This is a genomic window from Kribbella sp. NPDC055071, from assembly GCF_053608045.1.
The window spans coordinates 1-22,779 of sequence record NZ_JBSGUS010000015.1; the positions used below are offsets into that span (position 1 = coordinate 1).

At 66.2% G+C, this 22,779-nt stretch carries 26 protein-coding genes; 11 read left to right on the forward strand and 15 right to left on the reverse strand.

Going from position 1 to position 22,779, the window contains the following annotated elements:
• Positions 1 to 597 precede the first annotated feature (597 nt).
• Together ACWF4Z_RS23980 and ACWF4Z_RS23985 are read left to right on the forward strand one after the other, a co-directional pair.
• Positions 598 to 993, forward strand: coding sequence for a hypothetical protein (locus ACWF4Z_RS23980; RefSeq protein WP_452245364.1), 396 nt, complete (start codon positions 598 to 600; stop codon positions 991 to 993).
• 14 nt (positions 994 to 1,007) lie between these two features.
• Positions 1,008 to 2,048: a 4-hydroxy-3-methylbut-2-enyl diphosphate reductase gene (locus ACWF4Z_RS23985; RefSeq protein ID WP_452245365.1), complete on the forward strand. Its 1,041-nt coding sequence runs from the start codon at positions 1,008 to 1,010 to the stop codon at positions 2,046 to 2,048.
• A gap of 48 nt (positions 2,049 to 2,096) precedes the next feature.
• Here the strand turns inward: ACWF4Z_RS23985 and ACWF4Z_RS23990 are convergent, their stop codons facing one another.
• The 7 genes from ACWF4Z_RS23990 to ACWF4Z_RS24020 form a co-directional block, all read right to left on the reverse strand.
• The gene (locus ACWF4Z_RS23990) at positions 2,097 to 2,570 is read right to left on the reverse strand and encodes a hypothetical protein (RefSeq protein ID WP_452245366.1); all 474 of its coding nucleotides are present in this window, start codon (positions 2,568 to 2,570) and stop codon (positions 2,097 to 2,099) included.
• A gap of 94 nt (positions 2,571 to 2,664) precedes the next feature.
• Positions 2,665 to 3,249 (reverse strand): hypothetical protein, encoded by a 585-nt coding sequence (locus tag ACWF4Z_RS23995; RefSeq protein ID WP_452245367.1) that lies wholly within the window; start codon positions 3,247 to 3,249, stop codon positions 2,665 to 2,667.
• A 28-nt stretch (positions 3,250 to 3,277) separates the two neighbouring features.
• Positions 3,278 to 3,790, reverse strand: coding sequence for a hypothetical protein (locus ACWF4Z_RS24000; RefSeq protein ID WP_452245368.1), 513 nt, complete (start codon positions 3,788 to 3,790; stop codon positions 3,278 to 3,280).
• Between the two features lie 92 nt (positions 3,791 to 3,882).
• A complete protein-coding gene (locus tag ACWF4Z_RS24005; RefSeq protein ID WP_452245369.1) occupies positions 3,883 to 5,001 on the reverse strand; it encodes an aromatic ring-hydroxylating oxygenase subunit alpha in 1,119 nt (372 codons plus the stop codon).
• A 53-nt stretch (positions 5,002 to 5,054) separates the two neighbouring features.
• Positions 5,055 to 5,498 (reverse strand): SRPBCC domain-containing protein, encoded by a 444-nt coding sequence (locus ACWF4Z_RS24010; protein ID WP_452245370.1) that lies wholly within the window; start codon positions 5,496 to 5,498, stop codon positions 5,055 to 5,057.
• Positions 5,499 to 5,541: 43 nt separating this feature from the next.
• On the reverse strand, positions 5,542 to 6,639 hold the full coding sequence (locus ACWF4Z_RS24015) for a glycoside hydrolase family 64 protein (protein ID WP_452245371.1): 1,098 nt from the start codon (positions 6,637 to 6,639) through the stop codon (positions 5,542 to 5,544).
• Positions 6,640 to 7,118: 479 nt separating this feature from the next.
• Positions 7,119 to 7,679 carry a DinB family protein gene (locus ACWF4Z_RS24020; protein ID WP_452245372.1) on the reverse strand — a complete coding sequence of 187 codons (561 nt, stop codon included), beginning with the start codon at positions 7,677 to 7,679 and terminating at the stop codon, positions 7,119 to 7,121.
• Positions 7,680 to 8,116: 437 nt separating this feature from the next.
• Between ACWF4Z_RS24020 and ACWF4Z_RS24025 the strand changes: the two genes are divergently transcribed.
• Positions 8,117 to 8,689, forward strand: a complete 573-nt coding sequence (locus ACWF4Z_RS24025; RefSeq protein WP_452245373.1) for a dihydrofolate reductase family protein — start codon at positions 8,117 to 8,119, stop codon at positions 8,687 to 8,689.
• Positions 8,690 to 8,861: 172 nt separating this feature from the next.
• Here ACWF4Z_RS24025 and ACWF4Z_RS24030 read toward each other — a convergent pair whose 3' ends face one another.
• The 3 genes from ACWF4Z_RS24030 to ACWF4Z_RS24040 form a co-directional block, all read right to left on the reverse strand.
• Complete coding sequence (locus ACWF4Z_RS24030) at positions 8,862 to 10,094, reverse strand: DNA recombination protein RmuC (RefSeq protein WP_452245374.1); 1,233 nt, start codon at positions 10,092 to 10,094, stop codon at positions 8,862 to 8,864.
• Positions 10,095 to 10,192: 98 nt separating this feature from the next.
• Positions 10,193 to 10,987 (reverse strand): polysaccharide deacetylase family protein, encoded by a 795-nt coding sequence (locus ACWF4Z_RS24035; protein WP_452245375.1) that lies wholly within the window; start codon positions 10,985 to 10,987, stop codon positions 10,193 to 10,195.
• A gap of 521 nt (positions 10,988 to 11,508) precedes the next feature.
• The gene (locus tag ACWF4Z_RS24040) at positions 11,509 to 12,411 is read right to left on the reverse strand and encodes a DUF817 domain-containing protein (protein WP_452245376.1); all 903 of its coding nucleotides are present in this window, start codon (positions 12,409 to 12,411) and stop codon (positions 11,509 to 11,511) included.
• 73 nt (positions 12,412 to 12,484) lie between these two features.
• Here ACWF4Z_RS24040 and ACWF4Z_RS24045 point away from each other — a divergent pair, with 73 nt between their 5' ends.
• Positions 12,485 to 13,015, forward strand: a complete 531-nt coding sequence (locus ACWF4Z_RS24045) for a GNAT family N-acetyltransferase (protein WP_452245377.1) — start codon at positions 12,485 to 12,487, stop codon at positions 13,013 to 13,015.
• A 99-nt stretch (positions 13,016 to 13,114) separates the two neighbouring features.
• Complete coding sequence (ychF, locus tag ACWF4Z_RS24050) at positions 13,115 to 14,191, forward strand: redox-regulated ATPase YchF (RefSeq protein ID WP_452245378.1); 1,077 nt, start codon at positions 13,115 to 13,117, stop codon at positions 14,189 to 14,191.
• Between the two features lie 863 nt (positions 14,192 to 15,054).
• Here the strand turns inward: ychF and ACWF4Z_RS24055 are convergent.
• Together ACWF4Z_RS24055 and ACWF4Z_RS24060 are read right to left on the reverse strand one after the other, a co-directional pair.
• Positions 15,055 to 15,447, reverse strand: coding sequence for a type II toxin-antitoxin system VapC family toxin (locus tag ACWF4Z_RS24055; RefSeq protein WP_452245379.1), 393 nt, complete (start codon positions 15,445 to 15,447; stop codon positions 15,055 to 15,057).
• A complete protein-coding gene (locus ACWF4Z_RS24060; RefSeq protein WP_452245380.1) occupies positions 15,444 to 15,680 on the reverse strand; it encodes a hypothetical protein in 237 nt (78 codons plus the stop codon). Before ACWF4Z_RS24060 ends, ACWF4Z_RS24055 begins: the two co-directional genes overlap by 4 nt.
• A gap of 76 nt (positions 15,681 to 15,756) precedes the next feature.
• On the opposite strand from ACWF4Z_RS24060, the gene ACWF4Z_RS24065 reads away from it, so the two are divergent.
• Complete coding sequence (locus tag ACWF4Z_RS24065) at positions 15,757 to 16,305, forward strand: CbrC family protein (protein WP_452245381.1); 549 nt, start codon at positions 15,757 to 15,759, stop codon at positions 16,303 to 16,305.
• Between the two features lie 15 nt (positions 16,306 to 16,320).
• Here the strand turns inward: ACWF4Z_RS24065 and ACWF4Z_RS24070 are convergent, their stop codons facing one another.
• Positions 16,321 to 16,836, reverse strand: a complete 516-nt coding sequence (locus ACWF4Z_RS24070) for a HipA domain-containing protein (protein WP_452245587.1) — start codon at positions 16,834 to 16,836, stop codon at positions 16,321 to 16,323.
• 292 nt (positions 16,837 to 17,128) lie between these two features.
• Positions 17,129 to 18,058 carry a helix-turn-helix transcriptional regulator gene (locus ACWF4Z_RS24075; protein WP_452245382.1) on the reverse strand — a complete coding sequence of 310 codons (930 nt, stop codon included), beginning with the start codon at positions 18,056 to 18,058 and terminating at the stop codon, positions 17,129 to 17,131.
• Between the two features lie 62 nt (positions 18,059 to 18,120).
• On the opposite strand from ACWF4Z_RS24075, the gene ACWF4Z_RS24080 reads away from it, so the two are divergent.
• The 4 genes from ACWF4Z_RS24080 to ACWF4Z_RS24095 are packed head-to-tail and all read left to right on the forward strand — an operon-like array spanning position 18,121 to position 21,424.
• Positions 18,121 to 19,110 (forward strand): ABC transporter ATP-binding protein, encoded by a 990-nt coding sequence (locus tag ACWF4Z_RS24080; protein WP_452245383.1) that lies wholly within the window; start codon positions 18,121 to 18,123, stop codon positions 19,108 to 19,110.
• Positions 19,107 to 19,874 (forward strand): ABC-2 family transporter protein, encoded by a 768-nt coding sequence (locus ACWF4Z_RS24085; RefSeq protein WP_452245384.1) that lies wholly within the window; start codon positions 19,107 to 19,109, stop codon positions 19,872 to 19,874. The genes ACWF4Z_RS24080 and ACWF4Z_RS24085 overlap by 4 nt, the downstream gene beginning before the upstream one ends.
• Positions 19,871 to 20,656, forward strand: coding sequence for an ABC transporter permease (locus tag ACWF4Z_RS24090; RefSeq protein ID WP_452245385.1), 786 nt, complete (start codon positions 19,871 to 19,873; stop codon positions 20,654 to 20,656). Before ACWF4Z_RS24085 ends, ACWF4Z_RS24090 begins: the two co-directional genes overlap by 4 nt.
• A 57-nt stretch (positions 20,657 to 20,713) precedes the next feature.
• Positions 20,714 to 21,424: a class I SAM-dependent methyltransferase gene (locus ACWF4Z_RS24095; RefSeq protein ID WP_452245386.1), complete on the forward strand. Its 711-nt coding sequence runs from the start codon at positions 20,714 to 20,716 to the stop codon at positions 21,422 to 21,424.
• Here ACWF4Z_RS24095 and ACWF4Z_RS24100 read toward each other — a convergent pair.
• Positions 21,411 to 22,298, reverse strand: a complete 888-nt coding sequence (locus tag ACWF4Z_RS24100) for an aminoglycoside phosphotransferase family protein (protein ID WP_452245588.1) — start codon at positions 22,296 to 22,298, stop codon at positions 21,411 to 21,413. The genes ACWF4Z_RS24095 and ACWF4Z_RS24100 overlap by 14 nt on opposite strands.
• Positions 22,299 to 22,542: 244 nt before the next feature.
• Here ACWF4Z_RS24100 and ACWF4Z_RS24105 point away from each other — a divergent pair, with 244 nt between their 5' ends.
• Positions 22,543 to 22,719 carry a DUF5302 domain-containing protein gene (locus ACWF4Z_RS24105; RefSeq protein ID WP_452245387.1) on the forward strand — a complete coding sequence of 59 codons (177 nt, stop codon included), beginning with the start codon at positions 22,543 to 22,545 and terminating at the stop codon, positions 22,717 to 22,719.
• The last annotated feature ends 60 nt before the right edge of the window (positions 22,720 to 22,779 follow it).

Sequence of the window (22,779 nt, forward strand, 5' to 3'; positions counted from 1 at the left end):
CGCATCGAGTCGTGGCGAGTGGTTCGGGCCGGGATATCGAGTCGTGGATATCGGCGAATCTCGCCGCCGATTCCTGACCCGGATCCACGACTCGACATCCCGGGCGGGCCGGGGTCTCGTGATGTGGCCGGGCGTGTCCGGGTAGCGGGATTCTGGACCCGGACCGGCCCGATCACCAGACTCTGCACCGAACCACACCAGGCACGGATCCACACCGACCGACCCCATCACCTCCTGGGCACCCGGCTATCACCACACCCCGCTCGCGCACACCACCTGAGCGCACAAGAGCCATCCCCCCGGCCGAAGGCGGCAAACGGACCAGCCGCCGCGAAGCGGCGACCAATCAACCAACACATCCAACACAAGAGCCGAAAACCCTTTGCGGGCAAGGACTTCCGCACGCAGAATTGACGTCAGGTAACACCTCCCGGGGGAGCCGTCCGGACAGGGCGGACGGCTCCTCGACTGCGGTCCTCTCCCGCCCTCCGCCCTTGGATGTCGGGTCGCCTTTCCCTTGTCCTTTCTTTCCTTGCCTATCGGTTGCTTGCGGCAACGGTGGTGGTGGGTGGACCTCTGGGTCGTCATGCTGTGCTGGTGAACGAGCAGGATGCTGCTGGGTACGCGCGGCTCTACGGGCCGCTGGCGGTGGTGTCGGTGGTGATCTCGTTTCAGCCGATCCTGCCGCCGGAGTACGGGACGCTGTGGGAGATGGCCGGGCGGGAGAGCGGCGGTCCCGCGATCATCGGCGTACTGCTGATGGGCTCCATGATCGCCTTGCTCGCCTACGCGAGCTTCCGGCCGGCCCGGACCGCGCTGGTCCCGGGGGCTGTCGCCGTACTCGCGGCTCTGATCGTCGTGATGCTGATCACAAAGCCCGGGACGGCCAGTCCGCGACCGGGACTCACTTCGTTCGGCGATGCCGCCCTGGCGGTGGCGATCTGTACGTTCGCACTGGCGGTTTCGCACGTGGTACGGATCCGGAGGCGCTGAATCCGGCCCGTACGATGGGGGTCGTGACTGCCCAGCCTGACGACACTGGAACGACGACCGCCGTGCGTACCAAGCGGGTGCTGCTCGCTGCACCACGCGGCTACTGCGCCGGCGTGGACCGGGCGGTTGTGGCGGTGGAGAAGGCGCTCGACCTCTACGGGCCGCCGGTCTACGTGCGCAAGGAGATCGTGCACAACAAGCACGTCGTACAGACGCTGCAGGCGCGTGGCGCGATCTTCGTCGACGAGACCGTTGAGGTGCCCGAGGGTGAGACGGTGATCTTCTCGGCCCACGGCGTGGCCCCGGTGGTGCACCAGGAGGCCGCTGCGCGGCAGCTGAAGACGATCGACGCGACCTGCCCGCTGGTGACGAAGGTGCACCAGGAAGCGAAGCGGTTCGCCGCCACGGACTACGACATCCTGCTGATCGGTCACGAGGGTCACGAGGAGGTCATCGGGACCAGCGGTGAGGCTCCGGAGCATGTCCACCTCGTCGACGGGCCCAACGACGTACCGAATGTGACGGTCCGCGATCCCGAGAAGGTCGTCTGGCTGTCCCAGACCACGCTGTCGGTCGACGAGACGATGGAGACCGTGCGACGGCTGCGCGAGCGGTTCCCGAGTCTGCAGGACCCGCCGAGCGACGACATCTGTTACGCGACCCAGAACCGCCAGGCCGCTGTGAAGAAGCTGGCTGCGGAGACCGATCTGATGATCGTCGTCGGTTCGCGCAACTCGTCGAACTCGGTGCGCCTGGTCGAGGTCGCCGTCGAGCACGGCGCCAAGGCCGGCTACCTGGTCGACTACGCCGCCGAGATCGACGAGTCCTGGTTGGACGGCGTCGACTCCGTCGGCGTCAGCAGTGGAGCGAGCGTGCCGGAGATCCTGGTCCGTGACGTCCTGGACTGGCTGGCCGAGCGTGGATACGGCGAGGTCGAGGAGGTCACTGCGGCCGAGGAGAGCCTGACATTCGCCCTGCCCCGGGAGCTCCGCACCGACCTCAAGGCCGCCGGCCTCCCCACCACCGGCACCTCCGACCACGCCTGGACCGTCTGAAGGCGCCCAGCTGGGGAGAGAACGTCAGCTGGGCGCCGCTTGGGGTGCTCAGCTGGTGCGGTGCTTGAGTACGCCGTACGAGCCCACGCAGCCGAGCAGTGCGGCCGCGAGACCGATGAACAGGCCGAAGCCGGCGCCGGACGAGCCGTAGACCGACGATCCACCCGGGAAGCTGACCCAGCGGATCAGGATGATGACCGCGGCGGCCGGGGGAGCGATGAGCTGGGCGATCCGGAGCGTGTTCGCGGACTGGATCGGCAGGGCGCCGACACCGCGGACGACCACGGCCACGGCCACAGCGGTGAGCAGTACGACGGGGAACCACCCGCCGAAGCCGACGTTCCACGCCGACGTGGACGCACCGCCGGCGTTCGGCAGGTTCTTCACGTGGAAGCTGACCGTGAACCACGGCAGGAAGGAGGCGATGAAGCAGATGCCGCCGGCAAGGACGGTCAGCTTGTCGGGCAGGGTCAAAGCGGTCCAACGGCGCTTGGCCTCGGACAGGGATGCGTTCTCAGACATGGATTCGTTCCTTTGCGACTGGCTCGTGCTGGCGAAGTGCTGCGGCATGCTGGCGTAGTGGTGCGGAGTGATCCGGCGCGGCCGGAGAGGTTGATCAGCCACCGAAGCCCTCGACTCCCTGGCAGTTCGCCATCGCCCAATCGGTCATGGACTTGTCGGCCGCCGCGTACTTGGTGGCGAGGTCGGTATCGGGCGCCTGCCCGGAGGCCACCTTCTGGAGGACCTGCAGCACCACGTCCATGGACGACTTGATCTCGCCGGGTGCGTCGTTGCGGAGCTTGGTCATCGGCTCGACCAGAGCCTGCGAGGCCTCGGCGCTCGACGCGTCGGTGAAGTCGAGATCGGCCATCTTGGTGGCCTCCACGAGGATCTCCTTGCAGAACGCGTCGCCGCCGCCACCGGCAGGCTTGTCCGTCGAACCGGTGCTCGGGTCGCCACCGTCAGTTGGTGTCCCACCATCGGTGGGCGTACTGCCATCGGTGGGTGTGCTGCCGTCGGATGGGGTGCCGCTGCCGGTTGGCGTCGTACCGCCGTTGGTCGGTGTGCTCCCTGCGCCCGGTTGCGCGCCTTGGGCGGGCTGGTTCGCCGCCGCCGGCTGGGAGTCGGAGCAGGCGGTCGCGCCGAGCAGAAGCGTGCCTAGGGCAACGATTGGGACAGCGGCGCGGATCATGGTTCTCATTGGATGTTCTCCCCCGATAGTGTGGTAATCAGCAGTTCTTCGCGTACCAGGCGTCGAGCTGAGCGATGTCGGCCAACATGTCGTCGGTGCCGAGACCGCCGACCGCGGCCGAGCCTGGATGCCGCATGGCAACGATCACGTACGCCATCGCCTCGCCCGGCTTGGTGATCTCGGCCGGAATCTCCTTCAGCCACTGGCCGACGCGTTGCGAGGCCGCCTCCGGGTCGTCCGGCGCCTGCCCCTCCCGCACGCTCTTGACGAGATCCACGACGAACTTCTCGTCGTCGCAGGGCTTCCCACCACCTGACGCCGCCGGCTGGTTCTCCGTCGGCGTGTCCGTCGGAGTGTCCGTGGGCGTGGCGGCCGGGTCGTCGGTCGGAGCGCTCGCTGGGTCTGCGGGTGACGTCGCAGTGGCGGGATCGCCCGTCGGCTGGGTGCTCTGTCCGGCCGCCTTGTTGTCAGAGCTCGAGCACGCGGCCAGGCCGGTGGCCATGGTCGCGGCAGCGAGCACAGTTGCCGCTGCGGCGGTGAGGCGGTTCATGGTGGGACACCTTTCGTGGCTCTGAGCGTTGCTCAGGCCACCGTCACCGCCAGGAATGTCAATTCCATATCAGCGATGCTTCACCGCGCCCGCTACTGAGTGCCGAGCGCCTTGCCGAGGTATCCGCGGGCAATCATCGTGACCCATTCGTACACGGCGTCCTCGGCCGGCGCGAGCGGTCCAGGCCGGAAGTGCGGGGACTCGGCACCGCGCTGAACCGACTCGCACGCGGCCCAGTCCTCACGGTTGGTGATGTCCCAGAACTCCACGGCGTACGACGGATCCGTCACCTCCGGCCGGAAGTACCACGAGCACTCGATCGCGGTCAGGCCCGGCGTGCGCGGCTCCATCCGGTGCGTCATCACGTAATCGGGGTGCAGCGAGATCAGCAGATTCGGGAACAGACCGAGGTAGTTGACCCGGCGCGGATCCACTTGGGGTAGCGGCACGCCACGCGACCTTCCGTCGAGTGACATGGTCTCGGCGTCGTCGCGCAGGTCCATCAGACCACCGACCCACGCGCCGGGAAGATTCCAGTTGTCGCCTGAGGTCGGTGGCGACACCTTGCACAGCTCGGGATGGATCAGCGGGCAGTGGTAGCACTCGTGATAGTTCTCGACGATCGTCTTCCAGTTCGACGCCACGTCGTACTGGTGCCGTGCCTTCAGGACCAGGGTTTCCGGCGCGTACGGGGCAACGAGTTCGGTCAGCCCACCGACGTGTTCGGCGAACGACGACGCCGTACCGGTCGCGTTCACGAACAGCCAGCCGTGCCACCTCTCGGTCGGCAACTCGACCAGGTTGTACGGCGTGGGATCGAAGCTGTCACCCATTCGGGGTGCTGCCTTCACGGCGCCGTCGAGTTCGTACGACCAGCCGTGATACGGGCAGACGATGGCTCGCCGGTCGCTGGACTCGTCGCGTTGGAGCAACTCGTGGCCGCGATGCCGGCAGGTGTTGGCAAACGCTCTCGGCTGGTCCCCGAAGGTCAGCACCACCGCGATGTCGCCGATGGTGATGGCGCGATGGGTGGTGTCGCCGGCCAACTCGTCGACGCGGCCGATGCAGGTCCAGCTCCCAGCGAAGAAGTGCCTTCGTTCCCAGGCGAGTACGGCGGGATCTGTGTACGCCTCGCGTGGCAGCATGACCGACTCACCGTGTGGCCGCAGCGAGGCCTCGAGCGCACTAGCATCAACCGGAGCGTTCACCATCTGCCCACTATCAGCTGCCTGCGGGACGGAAGTCGAGCGCTCTGACCGGGTGACTACTGTGCTGCGGCGTACTGGGCGAGGACGTAGTCCCAGTCGGTGTCGTAGTCAGCCCGTGCCTTGGCGCGCCGTTTGTGCACCAGCCTCACCTCAGTGCCGCCGCCAATGGGTGTGAACGTGACGGTCACGTGTCCGGCCTGCTGCGGGTCGCTGCCCGGGTGCCAGGTGAAGCTGAGCGATGTGGGCGGATCCCAGTCCGACACTGTGCCCCACCACGCCGGGGTGCCGGTGTCGCCGTACTCGATGATTCGACCGCCTACGGCTCCCTCGAACCGCACCTCGCCGGCGCTTGCCGACCGCAGTGGCCACCAGCCGGACATGCCCGTTGTGAACGCCTCGAACGCTCGCTCCACGCCAACCGGCACGATCGCTCTCTTCACCGGCGGGCCGTGCTGCATGTCCACCTTCGGGAAGGTGTCACCGGGTACGTCCGGCGTCAAGCGCCCGGGTCCCTCCCAGGACCCGGGCGCTCGCAGCGGTCCGTCAGCTGAACGGATCGAGGATGAGATTGGCCTGCTGGGGGTTGCCGTCGTGGACGAGGGACTCGTGGTTGCCGACGTCGTCGAAGGCGAACGCATATGCGTTGCCGTCCGCCATCTGCGCGTGGATCTTGCGCGCGTAGTGGTTGGTGACGACGTCGAGGTAGAAGTTGCTCGCGTTCGGATCAGGCTGGTTCGGGTTGACCAGCAGGGTGGAGCGGTTGTACCCGGCGCACAGCGTCCGCGAGATCGGCCCGCGCACCTGGTCGTTCGGTGCGTCCAGGAGCTTGAAGCAGCCGAAGATGCTGGCCGCGTCAGGCTTCTGGAACGACGTGACGACGGCGCCCGCGCTGTTGGTGAAGTTCATGACGTTGCCGGAGACGCGTCCGAAGTACTTGGTGTTCGGCTGATCCCCGAACGGCGTGACCGTCAGGGTCTGGGTGCTGTACTTCGACCACACGCGGTTCACGTAGTCGTCCATCGCGTTCGCCGGGAGTGCTCCGGTCTCGACGCCGTACAGGGGCGAGAGCGCCCGCAGTACCGAACCGTCCGGTGCCGTCTGGATCAGGTTCGCCCAGCCGCCGGGCTGGTTGCGCAGTGCGTTGAAGAAGTTGTTGTACCCGCCGGGCTTCAGGTGGCCGGTGGTCTTGGTGGTGCCGTCAGCCGCCTTGACCCCGACGGCGTACGGCGCCGAGAACATGTCGACCTGCGTGCTGTTGATCCACAGCCCACTGTCGTTGAGCGTGTACTCCGACCAACTGAACAGGATGTTCCGATTCGGATCCGTCGGATTCTGTACGGCGGGCTGCACCAGCCCACCCGTGGTCAACTTGAAGACGAGCTTCTGTCCGTACGAGAAGTACACCCGACCGGAGAACTTCGGCATCCGGATCGTGATCGACTGCCCGTTGGCCGGACCGGCGATCGACGCATCCGGCGCGGGCGTCGGCGGGTTCCCGCCGGCAGGCCAGGCATGGAAGTTGCCGCCGGCATCGGCCCAGCCCTGCTGCCCGGTGGCCAGGTTCGTGCCCAAGTTGTAGACGTAGACCGCGCCGCCACGGCCCGAGTTGTTGGTGACAACCAACGGAATAGTCGCCGGCACAGCCGCTGCCTTCGCCGCCTGTTGTTGACCTGTAGCCGCCTGTTGGCCTGTCGCCGCTTGTTGACCTGTTGCTGCCTGTTGACCTGTTGTCGTCTGCTTACCTGTTGCAGTCCGATCGCCTGTTGTAGCCCGATCGCCTGTTGCCGCTTGCGCTGTTGCCGTCAGCACGCCGGCCATACTCGCCACGACCGCGACGATCGCCAACGCTGGAATTCTGATCCGCACAGTTCCTCCTCAGGTCAGTCCCTATGAGAAGGCGAAGCGCCGGCCGACCCACCCACCGCACCACCAGGCCGCAGCGGTACCCGAACCGGCGCTCAGGTCCGAACGACGAGGGACGGTAGACCGCCGAACGACCAAGAGAGCGCTCTCATAGTTCCCCAACCCAACCCCAAACTGTCAACACCCCACCCCTGTCGGCTTTCCGCCACCCCACCCAACCTCCACCCCAAACCCTGCCCCGCGGTCGGCCCGACCGTTTATCCGGCGGATTCGCCGACGAGGCCGTCGATGGATTCGCGGATCATGTCTGCGTGCCCGGTGTGGCGGGCGTACTCCTCGATGACGTCCACGAGGATGTACCGCAGGCTCGGCGCCTTCCCGCCCCGCCCGGCCCGCTTCGCGAGTTGATCCAAGCCGCCGCCGGCCAACGCCTCAGCGATCGCCTTACGCGACCGCTCCACAGCGTCCTGCCACAACCCCATCAGCTCTTCAGGCGAGTCATCCGCCGCGCTCTCCCACTCCCAATCCGGCGTGGCATCCCAGTCCACGCCGTCCCACGGAGCACCGAGCTCACGATCATGCAGCCGCCCGGTGAAGTAGTCGTCCTCCACCAACGCCAGATGCTTCAGCAACCCACCCAAACTCATAGTCGACGGCGCATGCCGCGCAGCCAGCCCAGCCGCATCAAGCCCACCGCACTTCCACCCAAACGTCCGCCGATTCCGCTCAAGCGCCCCCAACAAAACCTCAACCTCAGACCCCGCAACCGGCGGTTCCCCCAACACTTCGCTCTCCATACCCCAAACGCTATCCCTCATTCCGGACACTCCCCTTCCGCAACCCAACCCGGCGCGAGAACCCGGCCGACACTCCGAGTGCCGCGACCATGACCGCCGACAGTCTCCGGACGACCGCTGCCGGGCTACTTCCGCCGACTGCCACCACCGACGGCCACCCGCTACGCCCCACCGCCGCACGCCACACCGACTAGAACGTCCCGTCCGCCCCGCTTCCTCACCACCGACTTTGTGCACGAGGTCCGCACGCCAGACGCACAGCAGTACGGATGTGGTGCACAAAGTCGTGCCGCCGCCGGGACCCGTGCGCCGCCGGCATGCAGCCGACGCCGGCCCGCGGCTGTCGACTGTCGAATTCGCCTGACGCCGGTCTACTCGGTGTCGGATCGGGGGCGATGCGTTCGTAGTACGGGTAGACGGCCGCTCATCAGGGCGCCGCTGGACTCAAGGGGTGCATCGTGACCGCGACCTACACCTTCGACGTCTTCTCCAGCCTCGATGGCTTCGGCTCCCACGCGGGTGATTGGGGTGGTTACTGGAGCAAACAAGGGCCGGAGTTTCTCGAGCGCCGCCGCGCCCAGTACGCCGAGGAACAGAGAATGGTCTTCGGTGCCAACACATTCCGAATCAACTCAGAGATGCTGTCCGCAGCCCCCGACGAGGCCCTCGATCCTTGGATCAGGCAGCTGAGAGACCTGCCCGCAACTGTCGTCTCGTCCACCCTCGAAGGTCCCCTCGACTGGCCCGACGCAACCATCGCCGTCGGCGACGCCATCGAGACCATCACCCGCCTCAAGCAGGAGTCCGACGTACCGCTCCGCTCCCACGGCAGCCTGAGCCTGAACCGCGCCCTGCTCGCAGCCGGCCTGGTCGACCGCATCCAGCTCACCGTCTTCCCGGTCATCACCGGTCAGACCGGGCGGTTCCCCATCTTCCAGAACGCCGCCGACTTCGATCTCGAACTGCTCGAAAGCCGAACCCTCGACGCCAACACCCAAGAACTCACCTACCGCCCCACCTTGCACGCCTGACCGAGCGATTCGGGTTGATGGGTGGGTGGAGCACACACGGGTCGGAACACGGCCAGGGACGCGTGAGCAGCCGGGTATCCGCACAGGCTGCGCCGGGGTGGGGATGTGGGTAGGCCCGTGTACGCAGCGGGCAGCTTGGCGCACGGCACCGGGTAGGCGATGGCCGCCTCGGTCAGCCTGTTGAGGTTTGGGGTGGGTGGTCGGTGGCGGGGAGGGCCGTGGGGGCTGGGGGCCAGCGTCTGGTGGGGTTGGTCTCTTCGACGGCCAGGAACTCCGGTGCGGTCAGTGGCCGGACGGATGCCTCGATGGATTCCATCGCAGTGAGCTCGGCTTCGGTGACGTGCAGGTCGCGCAGTTTGCGAGCGGTGCTGAAGACACGTCGCTCGAAGGATCCGACCGTGCCGTTGTACGCCTCGACCGCGGACGTCAGAGATCGCCCGACCCGACCGAGATGATCGCCCATCGTGCTGAGCCGCTCGTACAGCTCGCGCCCGAGCTCGAACACCTGCTGGGCAGACTCGGTCAACGCCGACTGGTTCCACGCGTACGCCGCGGCACGCAAGGTCGCGATCAGCGTCGTCGGCGTCGCCAGGATCACCCGACGCTCAGCGGCGTACTCGAGCAACGACGGCTCCACGTCGAGCGCCGCCGACAAGAACGATTCGCCCGGCACGAACAGGATGACGAACTCCGGTGATGGCGACAGCCGGGTCCAGTAGGCCTTGGACGCCAACTGATCGATGTGCGTCCGCATGTGTCGGGCATGGGCCCGCAACCGATCCTCGCGGAAGTCCGGGTCGTCCGACTCCGTCGCCTCGAGGAACCCGGCCAGCGGCACCTTCGAATCAACGACCAGATTCTTGCCCTCGGCAAGTCTCACCACGAGATCCGGTCGCAACACGCCGTCCTCACCGACCGTCGTTGCCTGCTCGGTGAAGTCGCAATGCGCGACCATGCCGGCCAGCTCGACAGTCCGGCGTAGGTGCAGCTCTCCCCAGCGACCACGCACCTGCGGTTTTCGCAGTGCGGTCGACAGGGACGCAGTCTCGCGCCGCAGCGCCTCGCCACTGATCCGCATATCGCTGACCTGTTGATGGAGCTGGCTCTGCCAGGCCGCGCGCCCCTTCTCGAGCTGATTCAGCTGTGTGTGCAGGCGATCCAGCGCTTCCTTGACGACGGCCTGACCACCCATCTGCTGGCCTACCGTGGTCCGCTCCTGCGTCAGCTCGACGACTCGATCCTCGGCCGCGTCGCGCTCGGCGGTCACCCGCGCGAGCGAGACCCCGTCCCGCCCGCGCACCCACAGCACGCCGAACACAGCTCCCAGCAACAGCCCGACCAAGAGGAAGAGCAGCAGCAACATCATCGTCGTACCGGTCATGTCACCGATAGTGCCGAACTCCACCGACAGTTTTCACCGAATCGCCGGGAGGTCCGGAAAAGTGCCGAGAGAATGCCGACTCAGTTCCGGGTGCGGGCGTCGTTCGGACGGCAAGCTGAAAGTCAGCAGTCCATCGCCGGGAAGCTGTAGCCCTGGGCCTTGAGGATGGACAGCACCTTGTCCAGCGCGGCGACCGTCTGCGAGCGGTCTCCACCACCGTCGTGAAAGAGGATGATGTTGTGATTGTGTGCGTGGGTGAGGACGTTGTGCACGATCGCCGGGGTGCCGGGGCGGGCCCAGTCGCGGGGATCGACGTCCCAGAGGACCTGGACCATGCCGGCCGCCTTGATGTCGGCGCGGACCTTCGGGTTCGACGCGCCGTAGGGCGGCCGGAAGCAGGTCGACTTCGGTCCGTCGAAGATCTCGTGATGCCGCTTGGCCGCCGAGATCGCGGTCAGCTGCGGGTGCGTGATCGAGTGGCTGCCGATGGTGTTGCCTGCGGCAAGGACTTGCTCGCGCAGCCCTGGGTGGGCGGCCTGCATGGCACCGAGCTCGAAGAAGGTCGCGTGGGCGCCGTATTTCGCCAGTGTCTGCAGGACTTTCGGTGTCCAGAGCGGGTCCGGCCCGTCGTCGAAGCTCAGGAAGACGACCTTTTTGTTGCCTTTGGCAAACGCTGCGGTCGGGTTCGGGGCCGGACGGTGCGGCGTCGACGGCGGTGCGTTGATGCTGGGAGTCTCGGTCGGTGTCTCCGAGGGTGTGCCGGGCGTCGCGTTCGACGGCGTGACAGACGACATCTGCGTGGTCGCGACGGCTGGTTTCGGCTGCCGCGAATGCCCGATCGCCAGGGCCAGCAACGACCCCACGACGATGGCCAACGCCACACCGGACGCGACGAATGCAGCGAACTTTCGGGACATGATGCTCCCTTGCAAAATCAGGCGGATTTTCCCCAGTCGCTCCCCCGAAGGAGCCTCACACCAGAAGAGACGCGCTACCGCTCGCTCTGGTTGGCGTTCCGATGTTGCGGTGAGATCTCAGCCGGATCGCTGTCAGTCGACGCGCCGTTGATCGGCGTGATCTCCGTCGCATCGACGCCAGTCGCGTCAAGAGTCGATACCTCAACAGTCATTGCCTGAAGGGGTGATGCCTCAAAAGCTGACGCCTGAAGAGCTGATGCCTCAAAGCTGACGCCTGGAGAGTTGATGCCTGAAGGGGGTGATGCCCGGAGAGCTGATGCCTGAACGGGCGATGACTCAAAAGCTGTGCCTGAAGGGGTGATGCCTGAAGAGCTGGTACGTCGATGCCTGGTGCGTGGAGGTTTCTCGCATCGAGCCCTCGTGTGTCAGCACCTGTTGCGTCGAGACGTGCTGCGGCACGTGCTCTCGCGTCGGTGTTTCTCGCGTCGAGGTCGGCTGCGTCGAGTTCAGCCGTGTCGTGTTCAGGGTGCGTCGTGGTCGGCTGTGTCTTGTTCGGCTGCGTCGAGGTCGGCCGGGGTGATCGTTGTCGCCTGTGGTGTCGCGACGGTGGCCGGCAGGCCGCGGTGGTAGAGGCGGCCTTCCAGCGATTTGACGGTGGCGACCAGGACGAAGCTCATGCTGACCAACAAAGACCACGCGCCGAACTTGGCCGGATGGACCAGGTGCCACACATTCACCTGGTCCGGATAGTTCCACGCATCCAGGAACGTGCCGAAGTTCTCCGCGATCCACAGGAAGAAGCCGATCAGTGCGAACGACAACGCCAGTGGCATGCGATAACGCCGCGGACCGACGGTATAGAAGACCCAGGTACGACGAAGCACGACCAGCAGGCCGATCGCGATCGGGATGCGCAGGTCGGGGAGCCAATGATGGGTGAAGAAGTTCGCGTAGATGAGGACCGCGAGGAGCGTGGTCTGGATCGGGCGGTAGCCGCTCACCCGGAGGTCGAAACGCCGCCAGGCCTGACAGAGGTAGCTGCCGACCGCGGCGTACATGAAGCCGGCGAAGAGTGGCACTCCGGCGACCTTCGTGACCGCGTCACCGGGGTACTGCCATGACCCGATCTGCACCTTGAACAGTTCGAGCCCGAGCCCGACCAGGTGGAAGCCGAAGATCACCGCGACCTCACGCCAGGTCTCCAGGCGCACCACCCAGAACAGGAGGGTCAAACCGACACAGTAGATCAGCAGGGCGTCGTACCGGGCGATCGGGAGATCGATGTACTTCGAGATCGCGAGGCCGAAGAACAGGCAGCCCGCGAACAAGCACGACACGAGTTCGAGCCACCCGAACCGCAGGAGTTGCACGCACGCGAACACGAAGCGTGATGCGAATCCGGCGTTCCTGCTCCAACTGGTCACAGATGGGAGACGTTACTTGCCCTCGGCTGGTTCGGCCAGATAGATCAACGGAAAGCGCAGTGGAGGTGCCGGGATGGATCCGAGAGTGGTCTACGAGACAGAACGGCTCCTCGTGCGTGAGTGGGTGGACACGGACGAGGACCGGGTGTTCGACATCTATCGCCGCTGGGAGGTGTCGCGCTGGCTCGGCGCCGAGCCGCGGGTGATGGCTGACCGCAACGCGGCCGCGAAGACGATCGAACGCTGGAACCAGCGCAGCCAAGACGAGACGTACGGCGTCTGGGCCGTGGAAGAGCGCTCGACCGCCATCGTCGCGGGGACAGTGTTACTAGTGCCGCTGCCCGAGCCCTCGGACGGTACGGCGAGCAAAGGCGAGGTTGAGGTCGGCTGGCACTTTCACCCCGATGCGTGGGGGAGGGGGCTCGCGACCGAGGCCGCGCGAGGTGCGATCGCGCACGGGTTCAAGGCGGGTCTCGGTCAGATCTACGCGGTGGTTCGCCCTGACAACGCAGCGTCGCTGGCTGTGTGCGGCCGGCTGGGTATGCGTTCGATCGGTCGTACAAGCCGCTGGTATGCGGCGGAGCTGGAGGCGTTCCTGATCTGAAGCGCGGCTTGAGCGATCGGGCCGGATTTGGCGGCCGAATCATCGGAGCCGACGGCTGAATTGGGGTACGGCGGGGTTGGCCGCGTAACCTTGTCGCCCGTGGCACTCACCATCGGAATCGTCGGGCTCCCCAACGCGGGCAAGTCCACCCTGTTCAACGCACTGACCAAGAACGACGTGCTCGCCGCGAACTACCCGTTCGCGACGATCGAGCCGAACGTCGGAGTGGTCGGCGTACCGGACGCACGGCTGGGAAAGCTGGCCGAGCTGTACGACTCCGCGAAGGTGATCCCGGCCACCGTGCAGTTCGTCGACATCGCCGGCATCGTGCGCGGAGCCTCAGAGGGTGAGGGGCTGGGAAACAAGTTCCTCAGCCACATCCGTGAGTCCGACGCGATCTGCCAGGTCACCCGGGTGTTCCGCGACGACGACGTCACGCACGTCGACGGCAAGGTCTCGCCGGCCGACGACATCTCCACGATCCAGACCGAGCTGATCCTGGCCGACCTGCAGACCGTCGAGAAGGCGATCCCGCGGCTGGAGAAGGAATCCCGGCTGAAGAAGGAGAGCGCGGTCGTGCTCGAGGCGGTCCGGGCCGCGCAGAAGCACCTCGAGGCCGGTACGCCGATCATCGCGACCGACATCGACCGGGACGCGATCCGCGAGCTCATGCTGATGACGGCCAAGCCGTACCTGTTCGTCTTCAACTGCGACGCGGACGAGCTGGCCGATGAACCGCTCAAGCAGCAGATGCGTGACCTGGTCGCGCCGGCCGAGGCGATCTTCCTGGACGCGAAGTTCGAGGCCGAACTGGTCGAGCTCGGCGACGAGGACGAGGCCCGCGAGATGCTCACCGAGATGGGCATCGAGGAGCCCGGCCTCGACGTACTCGCGAGAGTCGGCTTCGACACCCTGGGCCTGCAGACCTACCTCACCGCCGGTCCCAAGGAATCCCGAGCCTGGACCATCAAGCGCGGCGCCACCGCCCCCGAAGCGGCCGGAGTCATCCACACCGACTTCCAACGCGGCTTCATCAAGGCCGAGATCGTCTCCTTCAACGACCTGATGGAAGCCGGCTCCATGACCGCCGCCCGCGCCGCCGGCAAAGTCCGCATGGAAGGCAAGGACTACATAATGCAAGACGGCGACGTCGTGGAGTTCCGCTTCAACGTCTAAAGCATCCCCGCGGGGGTGTGAGTGGCCGCCGGCGCCGTAGTCGAATTCCGCTTCAACGTCTAAAGAGGGTTATTCAGAAGTACTGAAGACCCAGAACAAGAACAAGAGCAAGGAAGATATAAAGAAAAGACAAAGGAAAGAAAGGATAGAGAGGGGGCTGGGTGCCCTGGCTGAGGTCGGTGGCCCACTACCGTCGGCGCCGGGACGGTCGCCGCTCTCGTCGTCGCATCGCAGTCAACGCTCGGCCGGCTCGTCGAGGATCCGGACGGGTTATGTGAGCGTTCACAGCATCCGCACCTGGTTCTCCAGGCCATCACAATCTCCGACCAGCGACGGGCTCACGCCTGACCTGCACCGGAACCACAGATTGTGATGGCCTGGAGATCGCTCACTCAGCAACTGATGCTTGTCAGCCCTGATGCCGCACCCACGGGCGCGTCGCTGCACTCCCGACACACCCGGACCGCCAGGCCATCACAATCGTCGTCCAGCAGGCGACTCACGCCGAACATCCACCAGGGCCGTAGATTGTGATGGCCGGGAGAACCCGCTCACTCACCGACTGGTCCTCGGCAGCCCCGATCCCTCGCATGCGGTGAGAGCCGCTGCGCCCCTCACACGCCGACCACCGACTGGCCGCACCTACGCACCGGGCCTGCCAGGCACCCAGCCACTCTATCTTTTCCGTCCCTGTTTTTCTTTCCTTGCTCTTCTTCTCTGGGTTATGAATAACCCTCTAAAACATCCCCGCGGGGGTGTGAGTGGCTGTCGGCGACGTAGTCGAATTCCGCTTCAACGTCTGACTGTCCCCGTTCTCTTTCCTTAGCGGCTGATTCGGTCAAGACGACTGGTGGTGTGGGGCGTTAGGCGGGCATGGTGACGGTGAGGCCGGCGGTTTGGGCGGCGTCGGCGAGGCGTTTGTCGTAGGTGATGAATGCGGTGAGCTGCGCGCGGATGCGGAGTGCTGTTGCCAGGTGGATCGCATCCAGGCTTCGTACGGTTGCCGGTTTCACGGTCTGGGCGAGGATGCGGATGCCGGCGTCCAGTTCCACCAGTTTGATGAGGTCGAGGACGGGGTGGAGGCGGGCGACGGCCTCCGGAGCGTGGCGGGCCAGTGCCCGCGAGGACTCGATCTCAGCGAGAACCGAACTTGTCCACCCGGTCTCAGCCCGTTCGTCGAGCCAGTCGCGCAACGCCTGGGTCTCGGCCTCGGCGTGGGCGAGCTTCACGATGGCGGCCGAGTCGAGATAGATCATCCGCGGCTGTCTTCGCGGTCGCGGGCGATCTCGGCGCCGATGTCGACGCCGTCGGGCTCTCCGAGCGGCATCCGCAGTACAGCGCGACGCATCGCCGCGGCCCGCTCCTTGCGCAGTGCGGCTTCAAGTACGGCTTGCCGGATAGCCGCCGAGCGGGAGCTGCCGTCGTGGGTCAGAACATCCAGCGCGTGCTCGGTCTCCGCATCACTGCGAATCGTGATCGTGTCAGCCATACTGCCAGCGTAAGACAATCCGTCTTACGCTACAAGCTTAGTGCGCGCCGCTGCGTCCTGGAGCGAGAATCAGGGGATGAGTACCGTCCCTGGCTTTCGGTATCATCCGGATCCGGTTGGTACCGGGTCTGCTGTCGCTAGTGAGGGCGCGTGCGGCCTCTGCGGCGAGAAGACGGGGTTTCGGTACGAGGGTCCGGTTTACGGCGTACAGCTTCAGGAGATCTGCCTCGGGTGTATCGCAGACGGGACTGCGGCAGATCGCCTGGTTGGGGCTCATGGGCCGGCTGAGTTCACGGATGTTGGGTGGGGGGTGCCGGATGGCGTCCCTGCGGCTGTCCTGGATGAGATCTCGCGGCGGACGCCGGGCTACTACGCGTGGCAGCAGGATCATTGGCTCTACCACTGCGACGACGGAGCCGCATACCTTGGCCGGGTGGGCTGGGAGCAGGTCCAACACGATTCGGGCGCCATGCTGGCTCTGCGGCTCGAGGCCAACGAGCTAGGACTCGATGGTTCTGCGGCCATGGACTGGATCGGCCGCCTGTCTGTTGACGGGGATATGACGGCCTACCTCTTCGAGTGCTTGCACTGCGGGCTTCACCTCGCGTACTCCGACGCCAGTTGACTTCGGACTCGCAAGCTAGAGGTACTTGGTGCAGTGGGTGGTGCGTTGGGTTATTAGAGCTGTTAGGTGGGCGGGGAGTGGGGTGTCTAGGGCGCGGACGGCGGGGTCTGCGGCGGTGGCGAAGGCGTCGGGGGCGGCGGCTATGAGGTGGGTGGCGTGGGCGCGGACCTCGTCTTCTGGTAGTTGGAGGTCGGAGGCCAGGCGGGTCCAGGGGCTGCCCGCCGGGTTGACCAGGTATCCGGTGCCGAACTTCATGGCCAGACGTAGCTTCTGCTCGGGGATCGAGGTGTAGGGCAGCGCCAAGGCGACGTCGTAGAACGGCGCGAGCCGGACCTGGCTTCCGAGGAGCAGGAGCGAGTAGTTCTTGGCATGTGCATCGGTGCCGGCGATGATCCAGTTCCACACCAGGGCGTCGACGAACTGCGTCGTGGCCTCGTGGGCGTCTGCTCGCGGCATGATCCGCCGAAACAGAGCAGCGATTTCCCGGGGCCCCGGACCGCCTTCGTTCTGGTACTTCCGCGCCGGGTGCACGCCGAGCGCCTGGCAGAGGTCTTCCTGGTGGATGCGCAACTGGAGACCGTCCCGGATCAACCGGTCCTACCGGGCGACGACGATTGCGCACTGGTCCTCGAATCGCTCAACGCTGCTGCGAACTGAGAGCAGTCCGGCGACGCGCATCGCCGCCAGACAGAGGTGTTCGTTGAGGTCGTGGTTGTTGAGTCCCTCGATGGCCGGCTTCAGGACGGCGACAGAATACAAATGTCGACGTACGGCGACATTTTGGAGGTGTCGACGTACGGCGACATGGTGAGGTGCGGCGGAGTTAGTGGGATTGGGTGATTTGGGTGGCGGCGGTGTGGACTTGGGTGGTTAGGGCGGGTGGGGAGAGGACTATGGCGTCGCCGGCTTGGGCTAGGACGGTGGCGCAGGCTTCGTCGGGGTTTTCGAGGTCGGTGTGGAGGATCCACCAGCCTGGTTCGGCGGCGGGGAGGATGGGGCTGGTGGGGCGGAAGCGGGGGATGGCGCGCTCGCGGACGCGGAGGACGATGGGGTACGTCGGTCTGGCGGCGCGCAGAGCCTCTTGGGCGGCGGACCAGTAGGTGGTCAGGTCGAAGCCGGTGGGGCGGGTGAAAGGCGTGGAGGTCAGGGACGCTGACGTGATTCGGCCTAACCGGTAGGTGCGTAGATCGCCGTCGGAGCGGGCGGCGACCAGGTACCAGGTGCGGGCTTTCGCGACCAGGCCCAACGGAGCGACCGTGAAGGGCTCGGACGGCTTGCGGTAGGTGATCTGGAGTTGGAGTTCTTCCCAGACTGCTTGGCGGCAGAGGTCGAGCCAGCGTGGGGTTTCGCGGCGGTCGTCCCAACCGGCGTGGTCGATCAGGAGGCGCTGGCGGGCGAATTCGGCGTCGCGGCGGACGACCTCCGGCAGAGCGGCGATGAGCTTGGTCATGGCTTGATCGCTGGAGGCGTCGATGCCCAGGTCGGCGAGTACGTGAGCGGTCGCGCCGACGAAGACCGACATCACCTCCGATGGCGTCAGTCCGGTGAGGCGGCTGCGGTAGTCGGGCAGCAACGCCCACCCACCACCACGCCCGCGAATCGAGTACACCGGTACGCCGGCCACACTCAGCGAATCCAGATCGCGCTGGACGGTCCGGGGCGAAACCTCCAGGGCCATTGCGAGCTGATCCACGGTCGACTGGCCGCGGGTCTGCAGGTGCAGCAGGAGCCGGAGGAGGCGTTCGGCGCGCATGGTTCGACTATGCCAGCAAAATAAGCCATCAGCTGGCGTCTTTTCTTCCTACGGTCGCGCTTATGACTGTTGTCGAGGTGGACGACCTGTCCATGTCCTACAAAGCTCCCGTCCGCAAGGGCGGTCTCAAGGCAGCGCTGGCCTCCGTCGTCCGGCGCGAATACAAGGTGGTCCAGGCGCTCGACGAGGTGTCGTTCACGATCGAGCCGGGTGAGGTGGTCGGCTTCATCGGCCCGAACGGCGCAGGCAAGACCACCACGATGAAGATTCTGTCCGGGATCCTTCATCCGACCGGCGGACAGGTGCGCGTGCTGGAGTCCGTTCCGTGGCAGCGGCGGGCCGGCTTCCTGACCCGGATCGCCTTCGTCCGCGGTAGTCAGCCGGTCGGCGGTTCGCAGGAACTCACAGTGCTCGATTCACTCGAGTACCAGCGCCTCTTGTACGACGTCCCCCGCCCGGACTTCCGCCGTACGCTCACCGAGCTGGAGGAGCTCCTGAAACTCGAGCCTCTCCTCGAGCGGCAACTCCGTGCCCTGAGCCTCGGCGAGCGGATGCGCGTCGGACTGGCGATGGCGCTGATCTATCGCCCGGAGGTCCTGTTCCTGGACGAACCGACGATCGGGCTCGACGTCACCGCGGGCAGCCAGATCCGCGAGTTCGTCGCCGACTATGTCCGGCAGACCGGCGCGACTGTCCTCCTGACCAGCCACTACATGGCCGACGTCGCGTCGTTGTGTCCGCGGCTGATTCTGATCGATCAAGGCCACGTCAAGTACGACGGACCGCTCGCGGAACTGTCCGCACGGTTGTCGCCGTACAAGCTGATCCGGATTGCGACGAACGGTGATGCGGATCCGGCGGAGTTCGGTGAGGTGGTCGAGTCTTCCGAGGGGGTGTGGGTGTTGCGGGTCGCGCGGGACGAGGTCGCGCAGACGACCGGGCGACTGCTCCAGGCACTCGACGTTGTCGACCTGTCAGTCGAGGAACCGCCGCTGGAGAAGGTCATCGACCGGGCGTACCGCGAAGGCCTTGACGAACAGCAGCCGCGATGAGGACCGCCGTACTGCTCGGGTTCCGTATCCGCCAGCAGGTGTTGGACTGGTCCGGCGCGTGGTGGTTCCTGCTCACGCTCGTCGTACAGGCCGTCATCGCACCGCTGATCGGACTGTTCGTCTGGTCGGCCGTCTACCCCGATGACCAGTCGATCGCGCGGTACTACGTCGCGATCATCCTCGTGACGCTCATGACCGAGTCGTTCGAGCAGCACACCTTCTCCGAACGCATCTACGACGGAACGCTCAGCCACGAACTCCTCCGGCCGCAGCCCGTCGTCATCGGCGTACTCGGCGAGAACCTCGCAATCCGCGCGTGGCTGACTCTTCTCGGCGCTCCGATCGTGCTGCTGACCGGATTCTCGCTCCATGCGGGCTTCGCCTGGCGTTCGGTGCTGCTCAGCCTGCCCTGCATCGTTCTGGCCGCCGCACTGGTCTTCTTGTGGACGTTCCTCTTGTCGATGACGGCGTTCTGGACCGATCGGGTCCATGCGGTCGTCGGGTTCGGCAGTCAGCTGATCTTCCTGTTCGGCGGTACGGCGGCACCCGTTGGCCTCCTGCCGGAGGTGTGGCGCCGGATCGCAGAGGCGTCTCCGTTCTACGGCATGAACGGTCTCCCGGCGGAGATCGCGGCCGGCACGCGCGATGGCGGATCGATCGCCACAGCGCTCGGATACCAATTCGTTTGGGTGGTGGTGTTCGTGGTGATCGTCTCGGCGGTCTGGCGAGCCGGCGTCCGTCGATACACGGCGGTGGGCTCGTGAAGCTGCTTCGCCTGCTGGGTGCAGGCTTCTCGATGTCACTGCGGCGCAGCGTCGCGTTCCGGATCAATCTGGCCTTCGACGTACTGCTGGCCTTCACCGGTCTCGGTACGGCGATAGCCGCGGTGCTGATCGTGTTCACCCGCGCGGACAGCCTGGCGGGCTGGTCGAAGGCGGAGTTCCTCGTGCTGATCGGGACCTATCAGCTGATCACCGGGCTGCGGGGGACGTTCATCGATCCGAATCTGGCCTGGTTCCCGGATACCGGGATCCGCAACGGCAAGCTCGACGGGTACTTGTTGCAGCCGGCATCGAGTTTGTTCCTGGCGAGTCTGTCGCTGTCGTCGCCGTTGGCACTGATCCAGTTCGTGCTGGGCATCGGCGTACTCGGGTGGGGCATCGCTGTGTCCGGCGAACCGCCGAGTGTGGGTGGAGTCCTCAGTTGGCTGCTGCTGGTGTGTGCGGCGCTGGTGGTGACGTGGGCGCTGAGTGTGCTGCTGGCGTGCCTCGCGTTCTGGGCGCCGAAACTGCAGCTCGACGTCTTCTATCACTCCGCCTGGCAGCTCGGGCGGTATCCGACCGACGTCTTCGCCCGACCGCTTCGCGTCATCCTCACCTACGTCTTCCCGATGGCGTTGATCGCATCCGTGCCAACGGCTGCTCTACTCCGCGGCGGGCGGCTCAGCGTGCTCGCGGCCGGCGTGGTCGCGGCGGCCGGTGCTGCGGGACTCGCATGCCTGGCTTGGAGAGCAGGCCTCCGCCGCTACACCGGTGCCACGTCGTGACCGCGGCCCAGTGAAATCCGGTCGCCGCGACCAGCCTGACCGGGCTAGCGTCGTCGTATGCCTGACGACTTGTTTGCGGTACGCCGGTTGGCCCGGATCTACGATGCGTTGGATCCGGGACGTGGGGATCTGGAGCACTATGTGGCGATCGTGAGCGAGTTCGGGGCTCGGCAGGTTCTCGATGTCGGGTGTGGGACGGGGGAGCTCGCTTGCCTGCTGGCGCGCGACGGGGTCGACGTGGTCGGGGTGGATCCGGCGGAGGCGTCGTTGGAGGTTGCCCGAGGCAAGGAGTTTGCCGATCGGGTGCGGTGGATCCACGGTGACGCGACGACGTTGCCGCCGCTCCAGGCCGACCTTGCGGTGATGACGGGGAATGTCGCGCAGGTGTTCCGGACCGATGATCAGTGGTCGGCGACGGTGAACGGCGTACGGGCTGCGCTGAAGCCTGGTGGGCGGTTCGTGTTCGAGACGCGGGATCCGGCGCGGCGGGCCTGGGAGGAGTGGACGCGCGACAAGACCCATCGGGTCACGTCGGTCGGGGGCGATTCGGTGGAGAGCTGGAGCGACTTGATCAGCGTGGAGCTGCCGTACGTCTCGTTCCGAGGGACGTATGTGTTCGCGTCGGACGGTGTCGTACTGACTTCGGACTCGACCTTGTGGTTCCGCGAGCGCGACGAGGTGACGCTTGACGGGTTCACGGTCGACGAGGTGCGGGAGGCTCCGGACCGGCCGGGCAAGGAGTTCGTGTTCGTTGCTACGAAGCAGTGAGTAGTGCCGACAGGGTGTGGTGGGCCGTCCGGGACATGATCGGGTTGGTCTCGACGTAGTACCAGAGGCAGCCGATCGCTTGGGCGAACGCCCAGCCCATCCCGCGTCGCCATTCGGAGTCGTCACTGCCGATCGCGGCACGCAACGCCGATCGCGCTTCGGCGTTCAGCAGATTCCAGGCCGGCTGCAGATCCATCGCCGGATCCGAGACCGTGAAGGTACCCACGTCGATCACCCCAGCGAGTCGGCCGTCCGCGACGAGCAGGTTGCCCGGCATCAGATCGCGATGCGTCCACACGTCGGGCTCGGTCCGCGGCGTTGTCCGAAGCTCGGCCCAGAGCCGGGCGAGCGCGTCGACGTCGATCATGCCGCGGCTGCGTTCCAACCCGTCGGCGACGTACTGGTCCTGTGACGTCAGTACGCCGCCGCGCCACGACCCGCCGAACACGCGCCCCTCGGTCGGCGCCGCGCGCAAGGCAAGCACGAACCGCGCCAGATCCGCGGCGAACGGCGTCGAGCCCGCGACGTCGGCGTCGTAAGCGTTCTGGCCGTCGAGCCAGCTGTTGATGGCCCACGGCAACGGATACCCCGCGCCCGGCGAGCCGATCGCGATCGGCTCCGGCGTCGGGTACGGCGAGATCGCGTGCAGCCGGCGTGCTGCGTGCGCCTCATCCTCGAGCTCCTTGCGGATCCGGTCCGGACTTCCCGGCTGGATCGGGAACCGCGCGACGAGCCCATCGCCGATCCGGAACAACGCGTTCACGGTCCCTGGCGACGGCACGGCTCGGATCGCCAGACCTTTCCACGCAGGAAACTGCGATCCGACGAGAAGACTCACCAGATCCGTTGTCACGTCCAGCTGTCCCGCGTGCATCGCCACGCCCAGCAGTATCCGCGACCCCGCCAGCTCGCCGCACCCGAATTGCCCTACCGCTTGATGAGCTGCTCACTCAGGTCCCACAGCCGTTCGGCCGACGCGAAGGTGGCGAATCGCCGCTCCGGTATCGTTACCGGGTCCGCGCTGGATCGGCCTGAGGCCCGCAGTTATCCAGTCGCGGTCCGTGCTCACACTCGGTTAGCGTGGGTGGGTACGCCTGACGGTTTGTGAAGGAGACGGTATGAGCGACAAGTCCAGCACGCCGGCGGACGATCTGCAGAAGAAGTTCCGTGAAGCGCTCGAGAAGAAGAACGCGGGCAACCACGCGCACCCGGGGTCCGGGACCAAGCGCGAGGGCGTCGGCGACGCGCACAACGACAAGCAGAAGCGCCAGTTCCGGCGCAAGTCCGGCAGCTGAGTCAGCCACCACCTGTCCATCCGTCCATCTGAGCCCCGGGTTGCCGCCCGGGGCTCGACC

Coding starts and splice junctions, on each gene's coding strand:
- ACWF4Z_RS24000 (WP_452245368.1), bottom strand. CDS start 3,790: ATGAACCGCCTCACCGCCGCAGCGGCAACTGTGCTCGCTGCCGCGACC.
- ACWF4Z_RS24100 (WP_452245588.1), bottom strand. CDS start 22,298: ATGCACGCGGGACAGCTGGACGTGACAACGGATCTGGTGAGTCTTCTC.
- ACWF4Z_RS24005 (WP_452245369.1), bottom strand. CDS start 5,001: ATGGTGAACGCTCCGGTTGATGCTAGTGCGCTCGAGGCCTCGCTGCGG.
- ACWF4Z_RS24080 (WP_452245383.1), top strand. CDS start 18,121: ATGACTGTTGTCGAGGTGGACGACCTGTCCATGTCCTACAAAGCTCCC.
- ACWF4Z_RS23985 (WP_452245365.1), top strand. CDS start 1,008: ATGGGGGTCGTGACTGCCCAGCCTGACGACACTGGAACGACGACCGCC.
- ACWF4Z_RS23995 (WP_452245367.1), bottom strand. CDS start 3,249: ATGAGAACCATGATCCGCGCCGCTGTCCCAATCGTTGCCCTAGGCACG.
- ACWF4Z_RS24105 (WP_452245387.1), top strand. CDS start 22,543: ATGAGCGACAAGTCCAGCACGCCGGCGGACGATCTGCAGAAGAAGTTC.
- ACWF4Z_RS24065 (WP_452245381.1), top strand. CDS start 15,757: ATGAGTACCGTCCCTGGCTTTCGGTATCATCCGGATCCGGTTGGTACC.
- ACWF4Z_RS24035 (WP_452245375.1), bottom strand. CDS start 10,987: ATGTCCCGAAAGTTCGCTGCATTCGTCGCGTCCGGTGTGGCGTTGGCC.
- ACWF4Z_RS24060 (WP_452245380.1), bottom strand. CDS start 15,680: ATGGCTGACACGATCACGATTCGCAGTGATGCGGAGACCGAGCACGCG.
- ACWF4Z_RS24055 (WP_452245379.1), bottom strand. CDS start 15,447: ATGATCTATCTCGACTCGGCCGCCATCGTGAAGCTCGCCCACGCCGAG.
- ACWF4Z_RS24075 (WP_452245382.1), bottom strand. CDS start 18,058: ATGCGCGCCGAACGCCTCCTCCGGCTCCTGCTGCACCTGCAGACCCGC.
- ACWF4Z_RS24095 (WP_452245386.1), top strand. CDS start 20,714: ATGCCTGACGACTTGTTTGCGGTACGCCGGTTGGCCCGGATCTACGAT.
- ACWF4Z_RS24045 (WP_452245377.1), top strand. CDS start 12,485: ATGGATCCGAGAGTGGTCTACGAGACAGAACGGCTCCTCGTGCGTGAG.
- ACWF4Z_RS24085 (WP_452245384.1), top strand. CDS start 19,107: ATGAGGACCGCCGTACTGCTCGGGTTCCGTATCCGCCAGCAGGTGTTG.
- ACWF4Z_RS23990 (WP_452245366.1), bottom strand. CDS start 2,570: ATGTCTGAGAACGCATCCCTGTCCGAGGCCAAGCGCCGTTGGACCGCT.
- ACWF4Z_RS24020 (WP_452245372.1), bottom strand. CDS start 7,679: ATGAGGGATAGCGTTTGGGGTATGGAGAGCGAAGTGTTGGGGGAACCG.